We start from the raw sequence: 23,434 nt of genomic DNA on the forward strand, positions 1-23,434 counted from the left end.
GATTGCCGGGCCGTCAAAACCGGCTAGTCCGTTTGCGTGATTCGAGCGGCCCGGCGATCCCGGAGCATGGCGGCAAGGCGTGGGCTTCGTGTGCCGGCCGAGTCGATAACAGAACAAGGATCAAGCATGAAATTCTCATTGATTTACGAAGCGCAAACCGTGGACTCCAGCCGCGAAGGCGACCGGCGGATTTTCGACGAAACCGTCGAGCAGGCCGTGCTGGCCGACAAGTTGGGTTTTGACACCTTCTGGTGCGTGGAGCACACGGCGCTGAGCAATTACTCGCACATGTCCGCGCCAGAAACCGTGCTGGCCTTCGTTGCCGGCAAGACCGAGCGCATCGGTATCGGCCATGGCGTGGTGTGCCTGCCGCCGGCAATGAACCACCCGGTCAAGGTGGCCGAACGTATTGCCACCCTGGACCTGCTGTCCAAGGGCCGGGTGCATTTTGGTGTGGGCAAGGGGGGCACGCAGCAGGAGGCGGGTACTTTTGGCTATGACCTGGCGACCTTGCAGCCGCAGATTGACGAGGCGATGTACCTGATTCCGAAGATCTTCGTGCAGGACGAGATCGAGCACCATGGCGATTTCGTGCAGATCCCCAAGCGTCCGATCCATCCCAAGCCGTACCAGGACCCGCACCCGCCGATGTACCTGGCGTGCACCAATACCGAGTCGCTGAAAAATACCGGTGGTCGTGGCATGGGCGCGTTGGTGCTGGGCTTTGGTGGCCCGGAAGAGATTGCCAAGAAGGTCGAGGTGTACCACGCGGCCTGGGATTCGCGCGATGAGAAGCAGCAGGTGGGCTTCCGTCCGAACCGGCATGTTGCTGCGTTGTGCCCGGCGATTGTGCTGGAAGACAACGCCCTGGCTCGGCGCATTGGCATTCGTGGCCAGCGCTACTTCATGGAGTCGCTGGGGTATTGGTATGGCGGTGGTGAGCGTCCGGACCCGGAGAAGTGGAAGGATGACACCTTTGTCGATGGTAACGGGCAGAGCGTGATCAAGTCGCGCTTTGCATCGGAGGAGGTGAGTGTCGACTTCTCCGACCCGACCATGGCGATGATGAACCCCAACCATGCCTATGGCACGGTCGAGGACTGCATTGGTTATGTGCAGCGGCTGGTGGACGCCGGGGCGGACGAGATCTTGTTCATCTGCCAGATGGGTACGGTGCCGCAGTGGGCGCAACTGGAGACGTTGCGCAATATTGGCGAGAAAGTGATCCCGCATTTCCGCAACAAGCAATAACGGTATGGCAAGGCCAGTTCCCACAGATTCAGCGGTGCAGTTTGATCCCTGTGGGAGCCGGCATTGCCGGCGATATGGTCCGTACTGGCACCCGGATAGATAGTGCTTGCCCGGCAAGTGCTGCGCACTTGATCGCTGGCAAGGCCAGCTCCCACAGTTTCAGCGGCGCAATTCGATCCCTGTGGGAGCCGGCATTGCCGGCGATATGGCCCGTACTGGCACCCGAATAGATATTGCTTGCCCGGCAAGTGCTGCGCACTTGATCGCTGGCAAGGCCAGTTCCCACAGATTCAGCGGCGCAATTCGGTCCCTGTGGGAGCCGGCATTGCCGGCGATATGGTCCGTACTGGCACCCGGATAGATAGTGCTTGCCCGGCAAGTGCTGCGCACTTGATCGCTGGCAAGGCCAGTTCCCACAGATTCAGCGGTGCAGGGCGATCCCTGTGGGAGCCGGCATTGCCGGCGATATGGTCCGTACTGGCACCCGGATAGATAGTGCTTGCCCGGCAAGTGCTGCGCACTTGATCGCTGGCAAGGCCAGTTCCCACAGATTCAGCCGCGCAATTCGATCCCTGTGGGAGCCGGCATTGCCGGCGATTTGGCCCGCACCGGCACCCAGGCAGATATTGCCTGCCATGCAAGCCTCTCCCGCTAGTCCCATCGGACGATGTTGCCCCTCGCCGAACCCGCTTAAATCCTCCTCCATCAGCCTTCCGATCAACGCGAGGAGAACACGCATGGACATCCGCGGTCTGGGTTACGTCACGCTGCTATCCACCGACCTGGCGCAATGGCGTCACTACGCCAGCCAGGTCCTCGGCATGATGGTCAGCGATGCCCCCGGCAACACCGAACAGCTCTACCTGAAAATGGACGACCGCACCTACCGCATCCTCGTCCAGCACAGCGACCGCGACAGCTTCGGCTCCTGCGGCTGGGAACTGCCCGGCAAGGCCGCCTTCGAACAGGCGCTGAGCGAACTGCAACACGCCGACATCGCCATCGAGCGCGGCAGCGCCGCCCAGGCCAGCCAGCGCCAGGTGCAGGAACTCGCGCATTTCCAGGACCCCGACGGCAACCGCCACGAACTGTTCTGGGGCCCACGCCAGGACTTCGCCCGCTTCGCATCGCCCATCGGCGTCAAAGGCTTCGTCACCAACGACCTGGGCATGGGCCATGTGGTCCTGCCAGCCCCCACCTTCGAGCGCTGCCGCGACTTCTACGAGCGCGTGCTCGGCTTCGGCCTGTCCGACCTGATGAAAGTACGCTTCACCCCCGACCCGGCCGAACCGGAAAAACGCATCCACTTCCTGCACTGCAACAACGGCCGCCACCACTCGCTGGCGATCTTTGAATGCCCGATGCCGCACGGCTGCGTGCACATGATGGTCGAGGTACACGACCTCGAGGAAGTCGGCCGCGGCCTGGACCGCATGCACGCCAACGGCATCAAGCTGACCGCCACCCTCGGCCAGCACACCAACGACCAGATGGTTTCGTTCTACATGAAGACCCCCTCCGGCTTTGACCTCGAATACGGCTGCGATGGCCTGGTAGTCGACTGGGACCGCCACACCCCCTTCGAAAGCACCGTGGTCAGCCAGTGGGGCCACGACTTCAGCGTGGGTCGCCAATGAGTACACCAACCATGAACAAACAGATGACCACGGCCCAGATGGTCGCCCAGCTGCGCGACGGCATGACCCTCGGCATCGGCGGCTGGGGCCCACGACGCAAGCCCATGGCGCTGATCCGCGAGATCCTGCGCTCAGAGCTCAAGGACCTGACCATCGTCGCCTACGGCGGTGCCGACGTCGGCATGCTGTGCGCCGCCGGCAAGGTCAAAAAGCTGGTGTTCGCCTTCGTTTCACTGGACTTCATCCCGCTTGAGCCGTACTTCCGCAAAGCCCGGCAAGAAGCCTCGATCGAGATCATGGAAATCGATGAAGGCATGCTCCTGCTCGGCCTGCGCGCAGCGGCCATGGGCGTGCCATTCCTGCCGACCGCGGTTGGCCTGGGCACCGACGTGCTGCGCCACAACCCGCAGATCAAGCTGGTCAGCTCGCCGTATGCCGATGGCAAGGACTGGGTCGCCATGCCCGCCCTTGCGCTGGACGCCGCGCTGGTCCACGTCGACCGCGCCGATACGCGTGGCGTATGCCAGATCAGCGGGCCGGACCACTACATGGACGACCTGTTCGTACGGGCCGCCCGCCACACCTACGTGACCTGCGACCAACTGGTCGAGGGCGACTACTTCCACAGCGCGCCGGAACGCGCGCACCAGGTGTTCTGGGAACGCAACCTGACCACGGCGGTGGCCCACGTGCCGGGCGGGGCGCACCCGTCGTCCTGCGCGCCGCTGTACGGCTTCGATGTCGCCCACTTCAAGACCTATGTCGCCTCGGCCCAGGCCGAGCAAGGCTGGCCGGACTACGTCGCGCAGTTCGTCACCTGCACCCATGAACAGTACCTGGAACGGATCGGTGGCCTGGCCGCGATTCGCCAGCTGCCCCTGCCGGTTTTCTGAGCGAGGTTCGAGATGACTACACCAGCAACCCCCTACAGCCTCGCCGAGCTGCTGATCTGCGCCGCCGCCGAAGCTTGGCGCAACGACGGCGAGGTGCTGGCCACCGGCATCGGGGTGATCCCGCGGCTGGCCGCCTCGCTGAGCATGCTCAGCAGCAACCCGCAGCTGTTGATGACCGATTCCGAAGCCTACATGGTCGCCGAGCCGGTGCCGCTCGGCGCGCGCAACGGCTACCAGGTCAAGCGCGACAGCTGGATGGGCTTTTCGCGGATCTTCGACAACGTCTGGGGCGGGCGCCGCCATGCCCTGGTCGGGCCTATCCAGATCGACCGCTTTGGCCAGGCGAACATTTCCTGCATCGGCGACTACGCCAAGCCCAAGGCGCAGATGCTCGGGGTGCGCGGCTTCCCCGGCAACTCGATCAGCCACGCCAACTCGTTCTTCGTGCCCAGCCACAACCGCCGGGTCTTCGTTGAAGGCGAAGTCGATATGGTCAGCTCGGTCGGCTACAACCCGGCGCGCCTGGCCCGTGGCTGGTCGCTGGACGACATCGACATCCGCCTGATCGTCACCGACCTGTGCGTGCTCGACTTCCTCGGGCCACAGCGGCAGATGCGGGTGCGCTCGCTGCACCCCGGGGTGAGCCTGGACGAGGTGCTGGACAACACCGGCTTTGCCCTGCACGTGGCGGACAACTGCCCGACCACGGCGGCCCCGGATGCCGCCCAGTTGCGCCTGATCCAGCGCCTGGACCCGCACAACCTGCGTGCCAGCCAGTTGAAAGACAACCCACCCGGCCAGCGCACCGCGCGCTGAGCCCGGTTCGCCCAGCCCGCCCAGCCGGAGCAGTAATCGATGAGTGAACAACCCAACAACAGCGAGGCCGAGGTGGTGCTGTACGAGGTACGCGGCGAGGTGGCCCTGGTCACCATGAACCGCCCCGAGTACCACAACGCCCAGAACTCGCGGATGACCTATGCGCTGGATGCCGCGTTTCGCCGCGCCTGCGATGACGACACGGTCAAGGTGATCGTGCTGCGCGGTGCTGGCCGGCACTTTTCCGCGGGCCATGACATCGGCACGCCCGGGCGGGACGTCGACCAGAGTTTCGAGCGGGTCAGCCTGTGGTACGACCATGTCGACAAGCCCGGCGGCGAGTTCCTCTATGCCCGCGAGCAGGAGGTGTACCTGGGCATGTGTCGGCGCTGGCGGGAGATCCCCAAGCCGACCATCGCCATGGTCCAGGGCGCGTGCATTGCCGGGGGGCTGATGCTGGCCTGGGTGTGCGACCTGATCGTCGCCAGTGAAGACGCCTATTTCACCGACCCGGTGGTACGCATGGGCATTCCCGGCGTCGAATACTTCGCCCACGTGCACGAGCTGAACCCGCGCATGGCCAAGGAAATGCTCTTCATGGGCCAGCCGATGCCGGCGCCACGGGCCTATCAGATGGGCATGGTCAACCGCGTGGTGCCCCGTGAAACGCTGGAGCAGGACACCCTGGCCATGGCCGAACGCATCGCGCAGATGCCGCGCCTGGGCCTGCAACTGAGCAAGCAGGCGGTGAACAACGCCGAAGACTTGATGGGCAAGCGCGCGACCATGGACATGGTGTTCGGCCTGCATCACTTCGCCCATGCGCACAACGAGCTGGTGTCTGGCGACCGCCTGGGCGGCCAGGACGCACGCAGCATGGCGCGCGCCCAACGCAATCAGGAGGGGGCGTGAGCATGGCCGTGTCACTCAAGACGCCGCTGACCGAACTGCTCGGCTGCCGCTACCCGATCATCCAGACTGCCATGGGCTGGGTGGCCGACCCGACGCTGGTGGCGGCCACGGGCAATGCCGGTGGCTTCGGCTTCCTCGCCGGCGCGACCATCGAGCCGGCGCAGATGGAAGCGGCGATCCTGCAAACCCGCCGCCTCACCGACCAGCCGTTCGGGGTCAATTTCCACATGTACCAGGCCAATGCCGCCGAGATCGTCGAGCTGGTACTGCGCCATCAGGTCAAGGCAGTGAGCTACAGCCGCTCGCCGGGCAAACAGATGATCGCCCGGCTCAAGGACGCCGGGGTGGTCTGCATGCCCACGGTGGGCGCGCTCAAGCATGCGCAGAAGGCCGTGGAGATGGGCGCCGATGCGGTCACCGTGCAGGGCGGCGAGGGCGGTGGGCACACCGGTTCGGTGCCGACTGCCTTGCTGCTGTCGCAGGTCGTTGAAGCACTCGATGTGCCGGTGGTGGCGGCGGGTGGCTTCAAGGATGGCCATGGCCTGGTCTCGGCGCTGGCCTATGGCGCGGCCGGTATCGCCATGGGCACGCGCTTTCTGATGAGCGCCGAAAGCCCGGTGCCGGCCGCCACCCTGGCGCGTTATCTGGCGGTCAAGGACCCGGCTGCCGTGATCGTCAGCCGCGCCATCGACGGTATGCCGCAACGCATGATCCGCAATGAACTGCTCGATGAGCTGGAAGCCAGCGCCGGTTTCAAGCGCTGGCTGCTGGCCTTCAGGAGCGGCCTGGCCTATCGCCGGCTGAGCGGCGCGAGCCTGTCGCAGCTGCTTGGCAGCGCCCTGAGCATGCGCCGCAGCGGCGAACTGACGGCGGCGCAAAGCCTGATGGCGGCCAACGCGCCGATGGTCATCCAGAAGGCCATGGTTGAAGGCCTGCCGGCCGAGGGCGTGCTGCCCGCCGGGCAGATTGCCGCCAGCATCGACAGCCTGCCGAGCTGCGCCGAACTGATCGAGCAGATCGTCGAACAGGCCGAAACGCGCCTGGGCGAGCTGTGTCGCCGAATTTCGCAAGAAGGGGAAAGGCATGAAACCGTTTAGCGTGAGTATCGACAATGGCGTGGCGGAGATGGTCTTCAACCGCCCGCCGGTGAATGCCTTCGACTGCCAGGGCTGGGCCGCCATCGCCAGCACCCTTGAGGCGCTGGGCGACGATGCGGCGGTGCGGGTGATCGTTATCCGGGCCGAAGGCCGGGGCTTTTGCGCCGGCGTCGACATCAAGGAACTGGCCGCCGACGGCAACCTGATCGTCGCGGTCAACAAGGGCAATTACGACAGTTTCAAGGCTGTCCACCGCAACCCGAAACCAGTGATCGTTGCCGTGCATGGCTTCGTGCTGGGTGGCGGGATCGGCATTTGTGGCGCGGCGGACATCCTCGTGGCGGCCGAATGCGCGCGTTTCGGCGTGCCGGAAGTCGACCGTGGCGCCATGGGCGGCGGCGCGCATTTGCAGCGACTGTTCCCGGTACAGAAGGTGCGCCACATGTACTTCACCGGTGAAATGATCGATGCCGCCGAAGCCTGGCGTTTGGGCGCGGTGGAGCGGGTGGTCAAGCGTGAAGACCTGCGCGAGACGGCCTTGACCATTGCCCGGCAGATTGCCGAGAAAAGCCCGGCGATGATCCGCCTGGCCAAGGAAGCCTTGAACGGCATCGAAGACGGCAATCTGGAAGACAAATACCGCTGGGAGCAGGGCTTCACCCTCGAAGCCTACCGCACCCAGGACTCTCAGGAAGCGCGCGATGCCTTTGTCGGCAAGCGCGATGCCCAATTCTCCGGTTGAAGGGATGCCCATGGACCTGACGTACACCGCGGCCCAACAGGCCTTTCGCGCCGAGGCGCGGGCGTGGCTTGAAGCCAATGTCCCAGCCCGGCCGTTGCAATCATTCGACACCGAGCAAGGCTTTGCCGAGCACCGCGCCTGGGAGGCGCGCCTCAATGAAGGGCGCTGGGGCATGGTCACCTGGCCCACCGCCCTCGGCGGGCGCGGCTGCGACCTGATCGAGTGGCTGATTTTCGAAGAAGAGTACTACCGTGCCGGCGCGCCGGCGCGGGTCAACCAGAACGGCATCTTCCTGCTCGGCCCGACCCTGATGGAGTACGGCAGCGACGCGCAGAAAGCACGCTTTTTGCCACGCATGGCCACCGGCACCGACATCTGGGCCCAGGCCTGGTCAGAGCCGGGTGCCGGCTCCGACATGGCGGCGATCCGCTCGCGGGCCGAGCGGGTGGGCGATCACTATGTGATCAACGGCCAGAAAACCTGGTCGACCCGCGCCGTGTGGGCCGATTGGGTGTTCGGTATCTTCCGCACCGACCCCAACTCGCAGCGCCATCACGGCCTGACGTTCATCCTGCTGCCGCTGGATTCCCCGGGCATTACCGTGCGTCCCATCGAGCAACTGAACGGCTTGCCGGGGTTTGCCGAGATCTTCTTCGACGACGTCAAGGTGCCGGTGGAGAACGCCCTGGGCGGCGAGGGCATGGGCTGGCATGTGGCGATGTCCACGGCCGGCTTCGAGCGTGGCCTGATGCTGCGCTCGCCTGCCCGCTACCAGGAAACAGCGCGGCGCCTGGTGCAGTTGTACCAGCACAACCGCGAGTCGGCCGACCGCGACCCGGCCATCGGCGAGGCGGTGATGCGTGCCTGGCTGGATGCCGAGGCCTACACCCTGGCGACCTACCTGTGCGCCTCGCAGCTGGAGAAGGGCGGCAAGATCGGGCCGGAGTCCTCGACCAACAAGATCTTCTGGTCGGAGCTGGACCAGCGCCTGCACGAAACCGCCCTGAGCATCCTCGGCCTGCGCGGCGAGTTGCTGCCCGGGGCACCGGCGGCGGGGGATGTCGGGCAGTGGCTGGACGGTTTCCTGTTCGCCCAGGCCGGGCCGATCTATGCCGGCACCAACGAGATCCAGCGCAACATCATTGCCGAGCGCATGCTCGGCATGCCCCGCGCCTGAGGAGCAGACCATGGACTTTAGTTTCAGCAGCGATCAATTGCTGTTTCAGGACAACATCCGCAGCTTTCTGCTCAATGAAGTGACCCCAGAACGCCTGCGCGAGCTGTGGCTGGTCGACGGCGGGCGTTGCGATGCGCTCTGGGCGCAACTGGTGGAACTCGGCCTTAGCGCCATGACCGTGCCGGAGATACACGGCGGCATGGGCATGGATGAGCTGGATTTCATCCTGCTGGCCCAGGAATGCGGCTATGCCGGGCTGCCGGAGCCGCTGGTGGAAACCATGCTGGTGGGCGTGCCGCTGCTGGTCGGGCTGGATGAGCGCCATGCTGCGCTCAAGCACCACTGGCTGGCGCGGGTGGCCGAAGGCACTGCGCGCCTGGCCATCGGCGAGCCGGGCAACCCGCTGGTCAGTGATGCACATGTCGCGGACTTGCTGCTGTTGCCCTATGGCGATGAGGTGCATGCCGTGGAGCGCGCAGCAGTGGGGCTGACCCACAACGCCTCGGTCGACCCGAGCCGGCAACTGTTCCAGGTCGAATGGGCGCCGAGCGCCGCCACCTGTGTGGCTGAAGGCGAACAGGGGCGGCGACTGTGGGCGGCCGCGTGCAATCGCGGGGCGCTGGCCAATGCAGCGCAACTGCTTGGGCTGGCCAAGCGCATGGTCGACCTGGCGGTGGACTACACCTTCGAGCGCAAACAGTTCGGCAAGCCGGTCGGTTCGTTCCAGGCGGTCAAGCACCTGATGGCCAATGTCGCGGTGCAGATCGAGTTCGCCAAGGGGCCGTTGTATCGCGCCGCTTACGCGGTTGCCCACGGCCAGCCCGGCCAGGCGGTGCCGGTGTCGCACGCCAAGCTTGCCTGCGCCGAAGCCGCGGCCCTGGCGGCCAAGCATGCAATTCAGGTGCATGGCGCCATGGGGTACACCTGGGAAGTCGACCTGCACCTGTTCATGAAACGCGCCTGGGCCCTGGACAAGGTTTGGGGCGATCGCGGCCTGCACAAGGCGCGGGTGCGGGCGGCGCTGTTCGACGGCCAGCTGGCGATTGGCGCCGGCACCACGTTCTGATTGTTCCTTTGCGAGAGAGACCATGCCTGAAGCCTATATTGTCGATGCCCTGCGCACGCCCACCGGGCGGCGCAAGGGTGGCTTGAGCCACATCCATGGTGCAGACCTGGGCGCGCACGTGTTGCGCGCGCTGGTCGAGCGCAATGGCATTGCCGATCATGAATACGACGACGTGATTTTTGGTTGCGTCGACACCATCGGCCCGCTGGCCGGGGACATTGCCCGCACCAGCTGGCTGGCCGCGGGCCTGTCGGACGCCGTGCCGGGCACCACCATCGACCGCCAGTGCGGCTCGTCGCAGCAGGCCGTGCACTTTGCCGCCCAGGCGGTGATGAGCGGCACGCAGGATGTAGTGGTTGCCGGCGGTGTGCAGACCATGACGCAGATCCCGATTTCCTCGGCAATGACTGCTGCCGAGCCGCTGGGTTTCACTGATCCGTTCAGTGGCTCTGAAGGCTGGGTGCGCCGCTATGGCGCGCAGCCGCCGACGCAGTTCCGCTCGGCGCAGCGCATTGCCGAGCATTGGGGTTTGAGCCGGGCGGATCTGGAAGCCTATTCACTTGAGTCGCACCAGCGTGCCTTGCGGGCCATCGAGCAGGGCCGCTTTGCCCGGGAGATCGTACCGTTGGCCGGTGTCGAGCACGACGAAACGCCGCGCCATACCAGCCTGGAGAAGATGGCCGAACTGGATTACCTGTTCGGCTGCGACCGGGTCACGGCGGCGGTGTCCAGCCAGACCTGCGATGCCGCCAGCGCGCTGTTGATCGTCTCTGAAGCGGCGCTGCGCCGTTATGGCCTGACCCCGCGGGCACGGATTCATCACCTGAGTGTGCGCGGGGACGATCCGGTGTGGATGCTCACCGCGCCAATCCCGGCCACCGCCCATGCGCTCAAGCGTGCGGGAATGACGCTGGCGGACATCGACCGGGTGGAGATCAACGAGGCGTTCGCCTCGGTGGCCATGGCCTGGCTGAAGGAAACCGGCTACCCCCATGAGCAGACCAACGTCAACGGCGGCGCGATTGCCTTGGGCCATCCGCTGGGTGCAACCGGCACGCGCTTGATGTGCAGCTTGCTGCATGAACTGGAGCGCAGTGGCGGCCGTTATGGCTTGCAAACCATGTGCGAAGGCGGCGGGCAGGCCAACGTGACCATTATCGAGCGGTTGTGAGCAACCGGGGCAGGAGAGCGGCGATGCGCCAATGTGAGAATCGAGTAGTGGTCATTACCGGCGCCGGTGGTGGCTTGGGCCGCGCTTATGCGCAGGCGTTTGCGGCCGAAGGGGCCAGGGTCGTGGTCAACGACATCAACCGCGAGGCCGCGCAGGCGGTGGTTGCGCAGATCGAGGCGCTGGGCGGGGTGGCGGTGGCCAACAGCAACGACATCACCCGTTATGACGACGCGGGGCTGATCGTGCGTCAGGCGGTGGAGACCTTTGGTGGGTTGGATGTGCTGGTGAACAACGCTGGCATCTGCCGGGACCGGATGTTCGCCAGCCTCACCGAGGCGGATTGGGATGCGGTGATCGCGGTGCACCTGAAGGGGCACTTTTGCCTGTCCAGCCATGCCGTGCGTTATTGGCGCGAGCAGGCCAAGGGTGGGCTGGCGGTGGCGGCGCGGATCATCAACACCAGTTCCGGGGCCGGATTGCAGGGTTCTATCGGGCAGTCCAATTATGCGGCGGCCAAGGGCGGGATTGCCGCATTGACCCTGGTGCAGGCGGCGGAGCTTGGGCGTTACGGTATCACCGTGAATGCCTTGGCGCCGGCGGCGCGCACAGGGATGACCGAGGACGTGTTTGCCGAGGTGATGAAGCAGCCGGACCAGGGCTTTGACTACTTTGCCCCGGAGAATGTGGCGCCATTGGTGGTGTGGCTGGGGTCGACAGCCTCGCAGGCGGTGACTGGGCAGATGTTCGAGGTCGAGGGCGGCAAGGTGTCGATTGCCGACGGCTGGCGGCGCGGGCCGCAGGTGGATAACCAGGGGCGCTGGGCGGTGGCTGAGGTGGGGGCTGCGGTGGAGCAGTTGCTCGGGCAGGTGGTGCCGGCGCAGAAGGTGTACGGCAGTTGAAGGAAATCGTGGGCGCTGCTGATCAGGGTGGGCGCTGGCTTTGCCAGCGATTGATTGCGCAGCAATCACCGGTGCTGTGTTGACTGCGCCGGCTGCATCGCCGGCAAGGCCGGCTCCCACACCAGATCGGGGGGCGCTGCTGATCAGGGTGGGCGCTGGCTTTGCCAGCGATTGATTGCGCAGCAATCACAGGTGCTGTGTTGACTGTACCGGCCTCATCGCCGGCAAGGCCGGCTCCCACACTAGATCGGGGGCGCTGCTGATCAGGGTGGGCGCTGGCTTTGCCAGCGATTGATTGCGCAGCAATCACAGGTGCTGTGTTGACTGTACCGGCCGCATCGCCGGCAAGGCCGGCTCCCACACCAGATCGGGGGGCGCTGCTGATCAGGGTGGGCGCTGGCTTTGCCAGCGATTGATTGCGCAGCAATCACAGGTGCTGTGTTGACTGTACCGGCCGCATCGCCGGCAAGGCCGGCTCCCACACTAGATCGGGGGCGCTGCTGATCAGGGTGGGCGCTGGCTTTGCCAGCGATTGATTGCGCGGCAATCACAGGTGCTGTGTTGACTGCGCCGGCTGCATCGCCGGCAAGGCCGGCTCCCACACCAGATCGGGGGGGCTGCTGATCAGGCTGGGAGCTGGCTTTGCCAGCGATTGATTGCGCGGCAATCACAGGTGCTGTGTTGACTGCGCCGGCTGCATCGCCGGCAAGGCCGGCTCCCACACCAGATCGGGGGGCGCTGCTGATCCGGGTGGGCGCTGGCTTTGCCAACGATTGATTGCGCAGCAATCACAGGTGCTGTGTTGACTGTACCGGCCGCATCGCCGGCAAGGCCGGCTCCCACACTAGATCGGGGGCGCTGCTGATCAGGGTGGGAGCTGGCTTTGCCAGCGATTGATTGCGCAGCAATCACAGGTGCTGTGTTGACTGCGCAGGCTGCATCGCCGGCAAGGCCGGCTCCCACACTAGATCGGGGGGCGCTGCTGATCAGGGTGGGAGCTGGCTTTGCCAGCGATTGATTGCGCAGCAATCACAGGTGCTGTGTTGACTGTACCGGCCTCATCGCCGGCAAGACCGGCTCCCACAGAGATAGGAAGCCCCCCAGCACATCGGCTATTCAGACTAGGCAAAGCCAACGATTCCGCCCCGCGCACATCCCGCCACACTCGTCGCCATCTTCGCCAATCGAGTAAAAGGCGCCGCGATGGAATTTGCATTCAGCGACGAACAGGAAATGATCCGCAGCTCGGCAGAAGGCTTTCTCGCCGATGTCTGCACCAGCAACGCCACCCGCGCCGCCATGAGCAGCGCACGCGGCTACGATGAAAACCTCTGGCAACGGCTGTGCAACGAGATGTGCTGGCCCGCGCTGCATATCCCCGAAACCTACGGCGGCTTGGGCCTGGGCTTTGTCGAACTGACCCTGCTGCTCGAACAGATGGGCCGCCGCCTGCTCTGTTCGCCATTCTTCGCCACCGCCTGCCTGGCAACGCCAGCCTTGCTGTTGCACGCCAATCCAACGCAAAAAAGCCACTGGCTGCCACGCATCGCCGAAGGCAGCCTGACCGCCACCCTGGCCTACACCCGCGGCAGCGGCTGGGGCGCCGACGACATCCAGGCGACCGTGAGCAAGGAAGGCGACGGTTTCGTGCTGGACGGCCTGTACGGCCAGGTGATCGATGGCGACACCGCCGACCTGCTGATCATCGCCGCCCGCACCCCCGCTAGCCACGGGGAGGAGGGCATCAGCCTGTTCGTCGTCGAAGCCGCCAACCCCGGCATCGAACGCCAATGGTTACCCACCATGGACCAGACCCGCCGCCTCGCGCGCCTGCACTTCAACCGCGTGTACCTCGGCCCCGACGCGCTGCTGGGCCAGGCCGGTGAGGGCTGGCAGGCGCTGGAGCCAGTGCTGCAACTGGCCTGCATCGGCCTGGCTGCGGAGCAGACGGGTGGCGCGCAACAGTCACTCGACCTGAGCGTGGCCTATATGCAGGAACGCCAGCAGTTCGGCCGCCCCATCGCCAGCTTCCAGGCCATCAAACACCGCGCCGCCGACATGATGTTGCAGGTCGAGTGCGCGCGCTCGGCGAGCTACTACGCCGCCTGCGTCGCCCAGGAAGTGCTCGACCCGGAGGGCGATGCCCAAGTCGCCCGCGAACTGCCGCTGGCCGCCGCATTGGCCAAGGCGCAGTGCTCGCAGGCGTACTTCCACTGTGCGCAGGAGTCGATCCAGCTGCATGGCGGTGTCGGCTTCACCTGGGAGTACGACCCGCATTTGTATTTCAAACGCGCCCGCGCCAGTGAAAGCTACCTCGGCGCGCCCGCCTGGCACCTGGAACGGATCGCCAGCCTGATTATCGGGGAGCAGCCATGAAGATCAGTTTCAGCGAGCAGGACGAGCAGTTTCGCCAGCAAGTGGCCGACTGGATGGCCGCCAACCTGTGCGGTGAGTTCGAAACCCTGCGCTTTCGCGGTGGCCCGGGCGACGAGCATATGTACCCGCACGAACGCAAAGCCTGGGAACGCAAGCTCGCCGAAGGCGGCTGGACCTGCGTGGGCTGGGCGCCGGAACACGGTGGCAAAGGCCTGTCGATCAACCAGCAGGTGATCTTCCACGAAGAATACGCCCGCGCCGGCGGCCCCGGCCGCATGGGACATATCGGTGAAGGGCTGGCCGGCCCGACGATTGCCGCGTTTGGCAGTACCGAGCAGCAACGCCGCTTCCTGCCGGGCATCGTCAATGGCACGGACTTCTGGTGCCAAGGCTATTCCGAGCCGGGCGCAGGCTCTGACCTGGCCAACGTCAAGACCCGCGCGAGCCTCAATGAACAAGGAGACAACTGGCTGATCAACGGCCAGAAAGTCTGGACCTCGCTGGCGCACGAATCGGACTGGTGCTTCGTCATCGCCCGCACCGAACCCGGCAGCGTCGGGCACCGTGGCCTGTCGTTCCTGCTGGTGCCAATGGCCCAGCCCGGCATCAGCGTGCGCCCGATCGAGCAATTGACCGGCACCTCGGAATTCAACGAAGTGTTCTTTGACGACGCCCGCACCGACGCCAGCAACATCATCGGCCAGCCCGGCGATGGCTGGAAGATCGCCATGGCGCTGCTGGGTTTTGAACGCGGGGTCTCGACCCTGGGCCAGCAGATGCAGTTCCACAACGAACTGAACGAGATCATCGCCGTGGCCAAGGCCAACGGCGCCGCCCGTGACCCGGTCCTGCGCCAGCGCCTGGCCGAGGCGTGGTGCGGGCTGCGGGTGATGCGCTACAACTCGCTGCGCATGCTGTCCGGTGCGCAGGACGGTTCCCTGCGCAAGGAAGCGACCATCTACAAGCTGTTCTGGTCCAGCTGGCACGCCGCCCTCGGCAAGCTGGCCATGGACGTGCTGGGCCCCGAGGCGGAACTGCTCGAGGCCGCGCCGTATCAGCTGACCCGGCTGCAATCGCTGTATCTGTTCAGCCGCGCCGACACCCTGTACGGCGGCAGCAACGAGATCCAGCGCAACATCATCGCCGAGCGCGCCCTGGGCATGCCCCGGGAACCGCGCCTGCGCCCCTGATCGCAAGGAGTCATTCGATGTCTACCCCCCACTATGTAGCGGGCCACGGCCTGCTGCGCGGCAAGTCGGTATTGATTACCGCGGCTGCCGGTTCCGGTATTGGTTTTTCGGCGGCAATGCGCGCAGCCGAGGAAGGCTGCCGGGCGCTGATGATCAGCGATATCCACGAAGGTCGCGTGCGTGAAGCAGTGGCGAAAATTCGCGAGGCCACGGGGCTCGAGCAGGTGTTCGGCGAGCTGTGCAACGTCACCGACGAAACCCAGGTGCAGCGCCTGGTGGCCTGTGCCGAGCGCGACCTGCAAGGGGTCGACGTGCTGATCAACAACGCAGGCCTGGGCGGCTCCCGCGCGCTGGTGGACATGCCGGACACGGAATGGCAGCGGGTACTCGACGTGACCCTCACCGGCACCATGCGCATGACCCGCGCCATGCTGCCGCACATGATGGAGCGCCGCGCCGGGGCCATCGTCAACAACGCCTCGGTGCTGGGCTGGCGGGCGCAGAAGGAGCAGTCGCATTACGCGGCGGCCAAGGCCGGGGTCATGGCCTTGACCCGCTGTGCGGCGGTGGAGGCGGCCAGCCATGGCATCCGCATCAACGCGGTCAGCCCAAGCATTGCCCTGCATGACTTCCTCGCCCGCTCGGCGCCGCAGGCGGTGCTTGAGCAATTGGCGGCCAACGAAGCCTTCGGCCGCGCCGCCGAAGTCTGGGAGGTGGCCAACGTGATGATGTTCCTGGCCAGCGACTACAGCTCGTACATGACCGGCGAAGTGCTGTCGGTCTCCAGCCAGAGGGCCTGAACATGACCCGTGTGTTCGCGACACCGCTGGCCCTGCATGACGCCGTTGGCGAAGAACTGGGGGTCAGCGACTGGCTGCACATCGAGCAGCCGCGCATCGACCTGTTCGCCGAGGCCAGTGGTGATCACCAGTGGATACACGTCGACCCGCAGCGCGCGGCCAGCGGGCCGTTCGGTGCCTGCATTGCCCACGGTTACCTGAGCCTGGCGCTGGTCAACCTGTTCCTGCCGCAGATCGTCGACGTGCGTGGCATTGCCATGGGCGTCAATTACGGCTGCGAAAAAGTGCGCTTTCCGGCCGTGGTGCCGGTGGGCTCGCAGGTGCGCGGCAGTGCGACGTTGGTCAGTACCGAAACGCTCAACGGTGCGGTGCAGGCGGTAATCCGCGTCACCGTGCAGATTGAAGGCCAGGACCGCCCAGGCTGCGTGGCCGACACCATCAGCCGCTATTACCCCGCCTGAGTGCAGGCATTCGAGGATTCGAACATGAAAGAAGCGGTAATTGTTTCTACTGCGCGCACCCCGATCGGCAAGGCCTTTCGCGGTGCCTTCAACGACACTGAAGCGCCGGCGTTGGGCGGGCATGTGGTGCGCGAGGCGGTGCGCCGCGCAGGCATCGACCCGGCAGAAGTGGACGATGTGATCATCGGCGCAGCGGCCCAGCAGGGCACCCAGTCCTACAACCTGGGGCGCTTGTGCGCGACGGCGGCGGGGTTGCCGACGTCGGTGTCCGGCATGGCAGTCGAGCGCCAGTGCGCGTCGGGGCTGATGAGCATTGCCGTGGCGGCGCAGGGCATCCTCTGTGGTGACCTGGAGATTGCCGTCGCCGGGGGCCTGGAGTCCATTTCGCTGGTGCAGAACAAGCACAAGAACCTCTACCGCAACCAGTCCAGCGCGGTGCTGGAGCACGACCCGCGCGCCTATATCCCGATGATTGAAACCGGTGAGGTGGTTGCTCAGCGTTACGGCATTTCGCGGCTGGAGCAGGACCTCTACAGCGTGCAGAGCCAGCAGCGTACGGCCTTGGCGCAGGCAGCCGGGTTGTTTGACCGGGAACTGGCACCGCTGGCCATGCGCAAGGCGCTGTTCGACAAGGCCAGCGGCGAAACCCGCTACGAGACCGTGACCCTGCTGCAGGATGAATGCAATCGCGCCGATACCACCCTGGAAAGCCTGTCAGCGTTGGAGCCGGTATGGCCGGGCGGCCAGTGGAGCGGCACGGGGCGCAGCATTACTGCGGGCAATGCCTCGCAGCTGTCTGATGGCGCGTCGGCCTCGGTGCTGATGAGTGCGCGCATGGCCGAGCAACGTGGGCTAGCGCCACTGGGGATCTATCGCGGGATCACGGTGGCGGGCTGCAACGCCGACGAAATGGGTATCGGCCCGGTGTATGCGATCCCCAAGCTGCTCAAGCGCCATGGTTTGACGGTGGCGGATATCGGCTTGTGGGAGATCAACGAGGCGTTCGCCTGCCAGGTGGTGTATTGCCGCGATACCCTGGGCATCGACAATGAGCGTTTGAACGTCAATGGCGGGGCGATTGCCATTGGGCATCCGTTCGGGATGTCGGGTGCACGGATGGTCGGGCATGCCTTGATCGAGGGTAAGCGACGTGGTTTGCGCTATGTGGTCGTGAGCATGTGCATTGGCGGTGGCATGGGCGCCGCCGCATTGTTCGAGGTGGCGTGAGCATGGACGTATTTTCGCCGAAGAATATCCAGGCTGCGATGGCGCGCTATGTCGAGTTGGTGGATGCCGGGGACATTGACGGGATTCTCGGGATGTATGCCGAGGATGCGACGGTCGAAGACCCGGTGGGCAATGCGCCGCTGAAGGGGGCTGGCGAGATTGCCGATTTCTACCGCCAGGGGCTGGGGGCGGGGAAGGTAACGGCGGTGCAGACCGGGCCGGTGCGCGCGACGCACAATGGCAGCGGGGCGGTGCCGTTTCGGGTGCAGATGCAGTGGGCAGGGCAGCCGTGTGCGTTGGATGTGATCGATGTGATGAGCTTTGATGGGCAGGGCCGGATTGTGAGCATGAAGGCGTATTGGAGTGAGGTGAACCTGAGCGTTTGTTAGCCCGCCGCAAGGCTGCGCGCCGCCTTTGGGACCCCTCACGGGCTCCAGCGCAGCCTGTCGGCAGCGGCTACAACGTTGTGCAAGGCAGTTGCTCCCACAGTGTCAGCAGTGCTGGTGATTTCTGTGGGAGCCGGCCTTGCCGGCGATTGACTGCGCAGCAGTCACCGTTTCAGCTGTTGGCGTTCAGGTAATCGACATTCTGGGTCTGCCCACTCTCGTAATAGGCCCCCAGGTTCTCGCCAATCTGCCGGACCACCCTGGCAAAGCTTGCGCGCAACAAGCGCTCCACCAACCACCCACCGCGCAGCCGGTAATGCAGGCTGGTAGTGATCCGTGTCCCTTGCCCCTGCGCCTTCAGGCTGTAGTGAAAGCTCGCCTGGCGAAACGGCAGCGGCGCGCCACCACTGGCCTTGTGCAACACCAGCACAAAGCCCTCGCCATCCTGCCACTGCACCACGCTCTCATCGAGCCACTGCCCACCCTTGCGAAACACCCGCCGACTCGCCCCGACACCCTCGCGCACACCCGGGTGCAAGCGCAGCCCGGTGAGCCCCGGCACATAGTGCGGCGCCAGGCTCAGGTCCTTGAGTTTCTTCCACGCCTGCGCCGGGCTCAGCGCAACCACGACACTGTGGCTGGCAACCTTCATTGGGCTTTCCCCGCATCAAGAAACGCCGGCCGCTCGCCACCGCCATGCACCGCAATGTCTGCACCACTGACATAGGCCGCCAGTGGCGAGGCCAGGTACACACAGGTGTCCCCGATGTCTTCCGGGGTCGCCAGGCGCTGCAACGGAATGGTCGCCGCCACTTGGGCCAGCTCGTTGTCATCGCCATAGTGCAACGCCGCCTGCTCGGTGAGGATCAACCCCGCCGTGACCGCATTGACCCGCACCTTGGGCGCCCACTCCACCGCCAGCGAACGGCCCAGGTTGAGCAGGCCCGCCTTGGCCGCGCCATAGGCCGCCGTACCGGGGGAGGGGCGCGTGGCGCTGACGCTGCAGATATTGATGATCGCGCCGCCCTCCGGCTGCCCCTGCATTACCCGGTTGGCCAGCTGACACAGGTTCAACGGGGCCAGCAGGTTGAGGCGGATGATCGACTCGCTGAAGCGCGGCGAGGCACTGGCGGCCTCGGCATACGGCGCGCCGCCGGCATTGTTGACCAGCACGTCGAGCCGTCCGAAGCCTTCAATCAGCGCCTCGATCAACTGCCGGGCCTGGTCGAACTCGCGCACGTCGCAGGGCAGGAACGTCGCTTCGCGGCCCGCTGCTGCCGGCAGGGTGGCCGGCGCCTGGCGCCCGCAGATCACCACTTCAGCGCCACACTCCAGAAAGCGCCGGCTGATACCGCGCCCGACACCCTTGCCACCCCCGGTGACCAGTACCACCTTGCCGCGAAAATCCATAGGGTCGTGCATGCGCGCCTCGTGTTCGTCAGGTTAATGAGCGCGATGCTAGGCAGGCGCCGGGCCAGGGCCAACGTCCAAAGGGACTAGTAGTCCTGTCGGACGATGTTGCCCCGCAGGCCCCGCTGAATAATCCCGGTACCACAACACACCGGGAGAACACCTCATGGGCGCATCCGCGCAAGGGCACGTGGTCACGCTGCCCGAGGGTTTGCAGCTGCATTACCAGGACGTTGGCACAGGCGAGGCGGTGGTGTTCATCCACGGCAGCGGCCCCGGGGCCAGCGGGCACAGCAACTTCAAGCTGAACTACCCGCAGTTTGCCGAGGCCGGCTACCGCGCGATTGTCCCGGACCTGCCGGGCTACGGCGCTTCATCCAAGCCCGAAACGGTCTACAGCCTGGATTTCTTCGTCAATGCCCTGAGCGGCCTGCTCGATACCCTGGATATCCAGCGCTGCGTGCTGGTCGGCAACTCCCTGGGCGGGGCGATAGCCATCAAGCTGGCCCTGGACCAGCCACAGCGGGTCAGCCGGCTGATCCTGATGGCCCCCGGTGGCCTGATGGAAAAGGAGCAGTACTACCTGCAAATGGAAGGCATCCAGAAGATGGGCGCAGCCTTTGCGGCAGGCGAGCTCAAGGACGCCGCCGGCATGCGCCGCCTGCTCAGCCTGCAGCTGTTCGACCCGACGTTGATCAGCGATGAAACCATCGAAGAGCGCGTAGCGGTGGTCCAGCAGCAACCCACCTGCGTACTCACCAGCATGCAAGTGCCCAACCTGGCCGCGCGGCTGGGCGAACTGCAATGCCCGATTCTTGGCTTCTGGGGCATGAACGACAAGTTCTGCCCGGCCTCGGGTGCACAGACCATGCTTGAGGCATGCAGCCGGATCCGTTTCGTCATGCTCAGCGAGTGTGGGCACTGGGTGATGGTCGAGCACCGCGTACTGTTCAACCGCGAATGCCTGGCGTTCCTCGCAGAGGCACGCGCATGAGCGAGCAATTGCGTCGCCACTATGGCGAGGAGTTGTACCAGGCACTGCTCAGCGGGCGCACCCTGGCGCCACTGACCGAGCGCTGGGCGCAGATCAGCATCGAGGACGCCTACCATATCTCGCTGTACAGCATCGAACGCCGGGTAGCGGCGGGTGATCGCATCGTCGGCAAGAAGATTGGTGTCACCTCGGCCGCCGTGCAGCGCATGTTGGATGTGCACCAGCCGGACTTCGGTTTCATCACCGAGGCCATGGCCTTCGCCGATGACGCGCAGATCTCCCTGGCGCAGAACCGCCTGATCCAACCGCGTGCCGAAGGCGAAATCGCCTTCAAGCTCAAGCATGACCTGGTCGGCCCCGGCGTTACCGAAGCCGATGTGCTGGCGGCCACTGAATACGTGATGCCGTGTTTCGAGATTGTCGATTCACGCATCCATGACTGGCGCATCCGCATCCAGGACACCGTGGCCGACAACGCCTCCTGCGGCGTGTTCGTGCTGGGTGACGCCCAGGTCGACCCGCGCGAGCTCGACCTGCCCAACCTGCGCATGCAGGTGTTCAAGAATGGTGAACCCATCAGTGAAGGCCTGGGCTCGGCCGTGCAGGGCAACCCGCTGACGGCGGTGGCCTGGCTGGCCAACACCCTGGGCGCCTTCGGCATTCCGTTCAAGGCTGGGGAAATCATTCTCTCCGGCTCGCTGGTGCCGCTGGAGCCTGCCCAGGCCGGCGATCACTTCTCCCTGACCATCGATGGCCTGGGCAGTGCCCGGGTGTCGTTCCGTGCCTGATCCGCGAGGTAACAAATGAAGAAGAAACTGAGGGCTGCGATCATCGGGCCGGGCAATATCGGCACTGACCTGCTGATGAAAATCTGCCGTTCGGAGTGGATCGACCCGGTCTGGATGGTCGGCGTCGACCCCGAGTCTGAAGGGCTCAAGCGTGCCCGCGAGATGGGCATCAAGACCACGGCCGAGGGCGTCGACGGGCTGATGCCGCATGTGTTGGACGACGATATCCGCATCGCCTTCGATGCCACCTCCGCCTATGTGCATGCCGAGAACAGCCGCAAGCTCAACGCGGCAGGGGTGATCATGATCGACCTCACGCCGGCGGCCATCGGCCCGTTCTGCGTGCCGCCGGTCAATCTGAAACAGCATGCGGCCACCCTGGCGATGAACGTCAACATGGTGACCTGCGGCGGCCAGGCGACCATCCCGATGGTCGCGGCGGTGTCGCGCATCCAGTCGGTGGGTTATGCCGAGATCGTTGCCACGGTGTCCTCGGGCTCGGTAGGCCCCGGCACCCGGCAGAACATCGACGAGTTCACCCGCACCACGGCCGGCGCGGTGGAGCAGATCGGCGGGGCGCGGCGCGGTAAGGCGATCATCGTGATCAACCCGGCCGAGCCGCCGCTGATGATGCGCGACACCATCCACTGCCTGACTGACGACGAGCCCGACCAGGAGGCGATCCGCGCCTCGGTGCTGAGCATGGTCCGGGAGGTGCAGCGCTATGTGCCTGGCTACAAGCTGATCAACGGCCCGGTGTTTGATGGGCGCAAGGTGTCGATCTTTGTCGAGGTCGAAGGGCTGGGGGACTTCCTGCCCAAGGCAGCCGGCAACCTCGACATCATGACTGCGGCAGGCTTGCGCACTGCCGAAATGTTCGCCGAAGAAGCCTTCAAGGGCTCTTTGCAATTGCCTGTCCGCTGAGGGGATAACCGCCATGAACCTGCGCGACGGCATGCATGCCAAGCGTCATCAGATCAGCCTGGACGAGATGGTCGCGGTGGCCACTGGCCTGGACGCGGCGGGTGTGCCGCTGATTGAAATCACCCATGGTGACGGCCTGGGCGGAGCTTCGTTGAACTACGGCTTGCCGGCGCACAGTGACGAAGAGTACTTCGCGGCGGTGATCCCCCTGCTCAAGCAGGCCAAGGTGTCGGCGTTGCTGCTGCCGGGCATCGGCACCCTGGACCATCTACGCATGGCCCATGAGCATGGCGTCTCGACCATTCGCGTGGCGACCCATTGCACCGAGGCGGATGTGTCGGGGCAGCATATCGGCATGGCGGCGAAGATGGGCCTGGATACGGTCGGCTTCCTGATGATGGCGCACAAGGTCAGCGCCGAGAAGCTGCTGGAGCAGGCGCGGTTGATGGAAAGCTATGGCGCCAATTGCATCTATTGCACCGACTCGGCGGGCTACATGCTGCCGGGTGAGGTCAGCGAGAAGATCGGGGTGTTGCGCGCGGGGTTGAGTGCGGGCACCGAGGTGGGTTTCCATGGCCACCACAACCTGGGCATGGCGATTGCCAACTCGCTGGCGGCCATTGAGGCTGGCGCGGTGCGTATTGATGGTTCGGTGGCCGGGTTGGGGGCGGGGGCGGGCAATACGCCGCTGGAGGTGTTCGTCGCGGTGCTTGAACGCATGGGCGTGCACAGTGGTGTGGATTTGTACCGGATCATGGATGTGGCCGAAGACCTGGTGGTGCCGATGATGGACCATCCGATCCGCCTGGACCGCGATGCGTTGACCTTGGGGTATGCGGGGGTTTATAGCTCGTTCCTGTTGTTTGCCAAGCGAGCGGAGCTGAAATATGGCGTGTCTGCCCGTGAGTTGCTGGTGGAACTGGGACGCCGCGGGACGGTGGGCGGGCAGGAAGACATGATCGAGGACCTGGCGCTGACCTGGTCGCGGGCGCGGGGGATTTATCCAACCTGACGGTGGCGGAACACCCTCTATTTGTGGGGAATCGGGACCGTTTGTGGGAGCTGGCCTTGCCAGCAAAGCCTTGCCAATCGGGACCGCTGCGCGCTCCATCGCCGGCAAGGCTGAACTGGCCTAATGATTTTGGACACCTTCTTCGGGCGCTATGATGGCGCCCAATTGGCCAAGCTAAGATCAATGCGAAAATTCTAAATCACAA

General features: G+C 65.1%; 24 protein-coding genes. 21 read left to right on the forward strand and 3 right to left on the reverse strand.

Features of this window, described 5'->3' with window-relative positions:
- Window positions 1–126: 126 nt before the first annotated feature.
- Window positions 127–1,251: an LLM class flavin-dependent oxidoreductase gene (locus tag M5G11_RS12705; RefSeq protein WP_273913499.1), complete on the forward strand. Its 1,125-nt coding sequence runs from the start codon at window positions 127–129 to the stop codon at window positions 1,249–1,251.
- Between the two features lie 421 nt (window positions 1,252–1,672).
- Here the strand turns inward: M5G11_RS12705 and M5G11_RS12710 are convergent, their stop codons facing one another.
- Window positions 1,673–1,888: a hypothetical protein gene (locus tag M5G11_RS12710; RefSeq protein WP_273913498.1), complete on the reverse strand. Its 216-nt coding sequence runs from the start codon at window positions 1,886–1,888 to the stop codon at window positions 1,673–1,675.
- 100 nt (window positions 1,889–1,988) lie between these two features.
- On the opposite strand from M5G11_RS12710, the gene M5G11_RS12715 reads away from it, so the two are divergent.
- The 16 genes from M5G11_RS12715 to M5G11_RS12790 all read left to right on the forward strand — a co-directional run bounded on the left by M5G11_RS12715 (window position 1,989) and on the right by M5G11_RS12790 (window position 18,104).
- Window positions 1,989–2,888, forward strand: a complete 900-nt coding sequence (locus M5G11_RS12715) for a VOC family protein (RefSeq protein ID WP_273913497.1) — start codon at window positions 1,989–1,991, stop codon at window positions 2,886–2,888.
- Between the two features lie 11 nt (window positions 2,889–2,899).
- Complete coding sequence (locus tag M5G11_RS12720) at window positions 2,900–3,781, forward strand: CoA transferase subunit A (RefSeq protein ID WP_273913496.1); 882 nt, start codon at window positions 2,900–2,902, stop codon at window positions 3,779–3,781.
- A gap of 12 nt (window positions 3,782–3,793) precedes the next feature.
- Window positions 3,794–4,597, forward strand: coding sequence for a CoA-transferase subunit beta (locus tag M5G11_RS12725; RefSeq protein WP_273913495.1), 804 nt, complete (start codon window positions 3,794–3,796; stop codon window positions 4,595–4,597).
- A gap of 39 nt (window positions 4,598–4,636) precedes the next feature.
- Entirely contained in the window at window positions 4,637–5,509 is an 873-nt protein-coding gene (locus tag M5G11_RS12730) for an enoyl-CoA hydratase (protein ID WP_273913494.1), read from the forward strand.
- Between the two features lie 2 nt (window positions 5,510–5,511).
- Window positions 5,512–6,606: an NAD(P)H-dependent flavin oxidoreductase gene (locus tag M5G11_RS12735; protein WP_273913493.1), complete on the forward strand. Its 1,095-nt coding sequence runs from the start codon at window positions 5,512–5,514 to the stop codon at window positions 6,604–6,606.
- Entirely contained in the window at window positions 6,593–7,348 is a 756-nt protein-coding gene (locus M5G11_RS12740) for an enoyl-CoA hydratase family protein (protein WP_273913492.1), read from the forward strand. The genes M5G11_RS12735 and M5G11_RS12740 overlap by 14 nt, the downstream gene beginning before the upstream one ends.
- 10 nt (window positions 7,349–7,358) lie before the next feature.
- The gene (locus tag M5G11_RS12745) at window positions 7,359–8,525 is read left to right on the forward strand and encodes an acyl-CoA dehydrogenase family protein (RefSeq protein WP_273913491.1); all 1,167 of its coding nucleotides are present in this window, start codon (window positions 7,359–7,361) and stop codon (window positions 8,523–8,525) included.
- A 10-nt stretch (window positions 8,526–8,535) separates the two neighbouring features.
- Complete coding sequence (locus tag M5G11_RS12750) at window positions 8,536–9,591, forward strand: acyl-CoA dehydrogenase family protein (RefSeq protein WP_273913490.1); 1,056 nt, start codon at window positions 8,536–8,538, stop codon at window positions 9,589–9,591.
- 22 nt (window positions 9,592–9,613) lie between these two features.
- Window positions 9,614–10,762 (forward strand): acetyl-CoA C-acetyltransferase, encoded by a 1,149-nt coding sequence (locus M5G11_RS12755; protein WP_273913489.1) that lies wholly within the window; start codon window positions 9,614–9,616, stop codon window positions 10,760–10,762.
- A 23-nt stretch (window positions 10,763–10,785) separates the two neighbouring features.
- Window positions 10,786–11,661: an SDR family oxidoreductase gene (locus tag M5G11_RS12760; protein WP_273913488.1), complete on the forward strand. Its 876-nt coding sequence runs from the start codon at window positions 10,786–10,788 to the stop codon at window positions 11,659–11,661.
- A 1,203-nt stretch (window positions 11,662–12,864) separates the two neighbouring features.
- Window positions 12,865–14,037 (forward strand): acyl-CoA dehydrogenase family protein, encoded by a 1,173-nt coding sequence (locus M5G11_RS12765; RefSeq protein ID WP_273913487.1) that lies wholly within the window; start codon window positions 12,865–12,867, stop codon window positions 14,035–14,037.
- On the forward strand, window positions 14,034–15,227 hold the full coding sequence (locus tag M5G11_RS12770) for an acyl-CoA dehydrogenase family protein (protein ID WP_273913486.1): 1,194 nt from the start codon (window positions 14,034–14,036) through the stop codon (window positions 15,225–15,227). Before M5G11_RS12765 ends, M5G11_RS12770 begins: the two co-directional genes overlap by 4 nt.
- 17 nt (window positions 15,228–15,244) lie before the next feature.
- Window positions 15,245–16,027, forward strand: a complete 783-nt coding sequence (locus M5G11_RS12775; RefSeq protein ID WP_273913485.1) for an SDR family oxidoreductase — start codon at window positions 15,245–15,247, stop codon at window positions 16,025–16,027.
- Between the two features lie 2 nt (window positions 16,028–16,029).
- Window positions 16,030–16,488, forward strand: a complete 459-nt coding sequence (locus tag M5G11_RS12780; protein ID WP_273913484.1) for a MaoC family dehydratase — start codon at window positions 16,030–16,032, stop codon at window positions 16,486–16,488.
- Between the two features lie 24 nt (window positions 16,489–16,512).
- Window positions 16,513–17,715, forward strand: coding sequence for an acetyl-CoA C-acyltransferase (locus tag M5G11_RS12785; RefSeq protein ID WP_273913483.1), 1,203 nt, complete (start codon window positions 16,513–16,515; stop codon window positions 17,713–17,715).
- A gap of 2 nt (window positions 17,716–17,717) precedes the next feature.
- On the forward strand, window positions 17,718–18,104 hold the full coding sequence (locus M5G11_RS12790) for a steroid Delta-isomerase (RefSeq protein WP_273913482.1): 387 nt from the start codon (window positions 17,718–17,720) through the stop codon (window positions 18,102–18,104).
- Between the two features lie 169 nt (window positions 18,105–18,273).
- Here the strand turns inward: M5G11_RS12790 and M5G11_RS12795 are convergent, their stop codons facing one another.
- The gene (locus M5G11_RS12795) at window positions 18,274–18,753 is read right to left on the reverse strand and encodes an SRPBCC family protein (RefSeq protein ID WP_273913481.1); all 480 of its coding nucleotides are present in this window, start codon (window positions 18,751–18,753) and stop codon (window positions 18,274–18,276) included.
- On the reverse strand, window positions 18,750–19,523 hold the full coding sequence (locus M5G11_RS12800; protein ID WP_273913480.1) for an SDR family oxidoreductase: 774 nt from the start codon (window positions 19,521–19,523) through the stop codon (window positions 18,750–18,752). Before M5G11_RS12800 ends, M5G11_RS12795 begins: the two co-directional genes overlap by 4 nt.
- A gap of 154 nt (window positions 19,524–19,677) precedes the next feature.
- Here M5G11_RS12800 and M5G11_RS12805 point away from each other — a divergent pair, with 154 nt between their 5' ends.
- The 4 genes from M5G11_RS12805 to dmpG are packed head-to-tail and all read left to right on the forward strand — an operon-like array spanning window position 19,678 to window position 23,229.
- Entirely contained in the window at window positions 19,678–20,505 is an 828-nt protein-coding gene (locus M5G11_RS12805; protein ID WP_273913479.1) for an alpha/beta fold hydrolase, read from the forward strand.
- On the forward strand, window positions 20,502–21,293 hold the full coding sequence (locus M5G11_RS12810; protein WP_273913478.1) for a fumarylacetoacetate hydrolase family protein: 792 nt from the start codon (window positions 20,502–20,504) through the stop codon (window positions 21,291–21,293). Before M5G11_RS12805 ends, M5G11_RS12810 begins: the two co-directional genes overlap by 4 nt.
- Window positions 21,294–21,308: 15 nt before the next feature.
- The gene (locus tag M5G11_RS12815; RefSeq protein ID WP_273913477.1) at window positions 21,309–22,217 is read left to right on the forward strand and encodes an acetaldehyde dehydrogenase (acetylating); all 909 of its coding nucleotides are present in this window, start codon (window positions 21,309–21,311) and stop codon (window positions 22,215–22,217) included.
- A gap of 13 nt (window positions 22,218–22,230) precedes the next feature.
- Complete coding sequence (gene dmpG / locus M5G11_RS12820) at window positions 22,231–23,229, forward strand: 4-hydroxy-2-oxovalerate aldolase (protein WP_273913476.1); 999 nt, start codon at window positions 22,231–22,233, stop codon at window positions 23,227–23,229.
- The last annotated feature ends 205 nt before the right edge of the window (window positions 23,230–23,434 follow it).

The sequence above is a fragment of the Pseudomonas fontis genome (genome assembly GCF_028656955.1).
Classification (GTDB): Bacteria; Pseudomonadota; Gammaproteobacteria; order Pseudomonadales; family Pseudomonadaceae; genus Aquipseudomonas; species Aquipseudomonas fontis.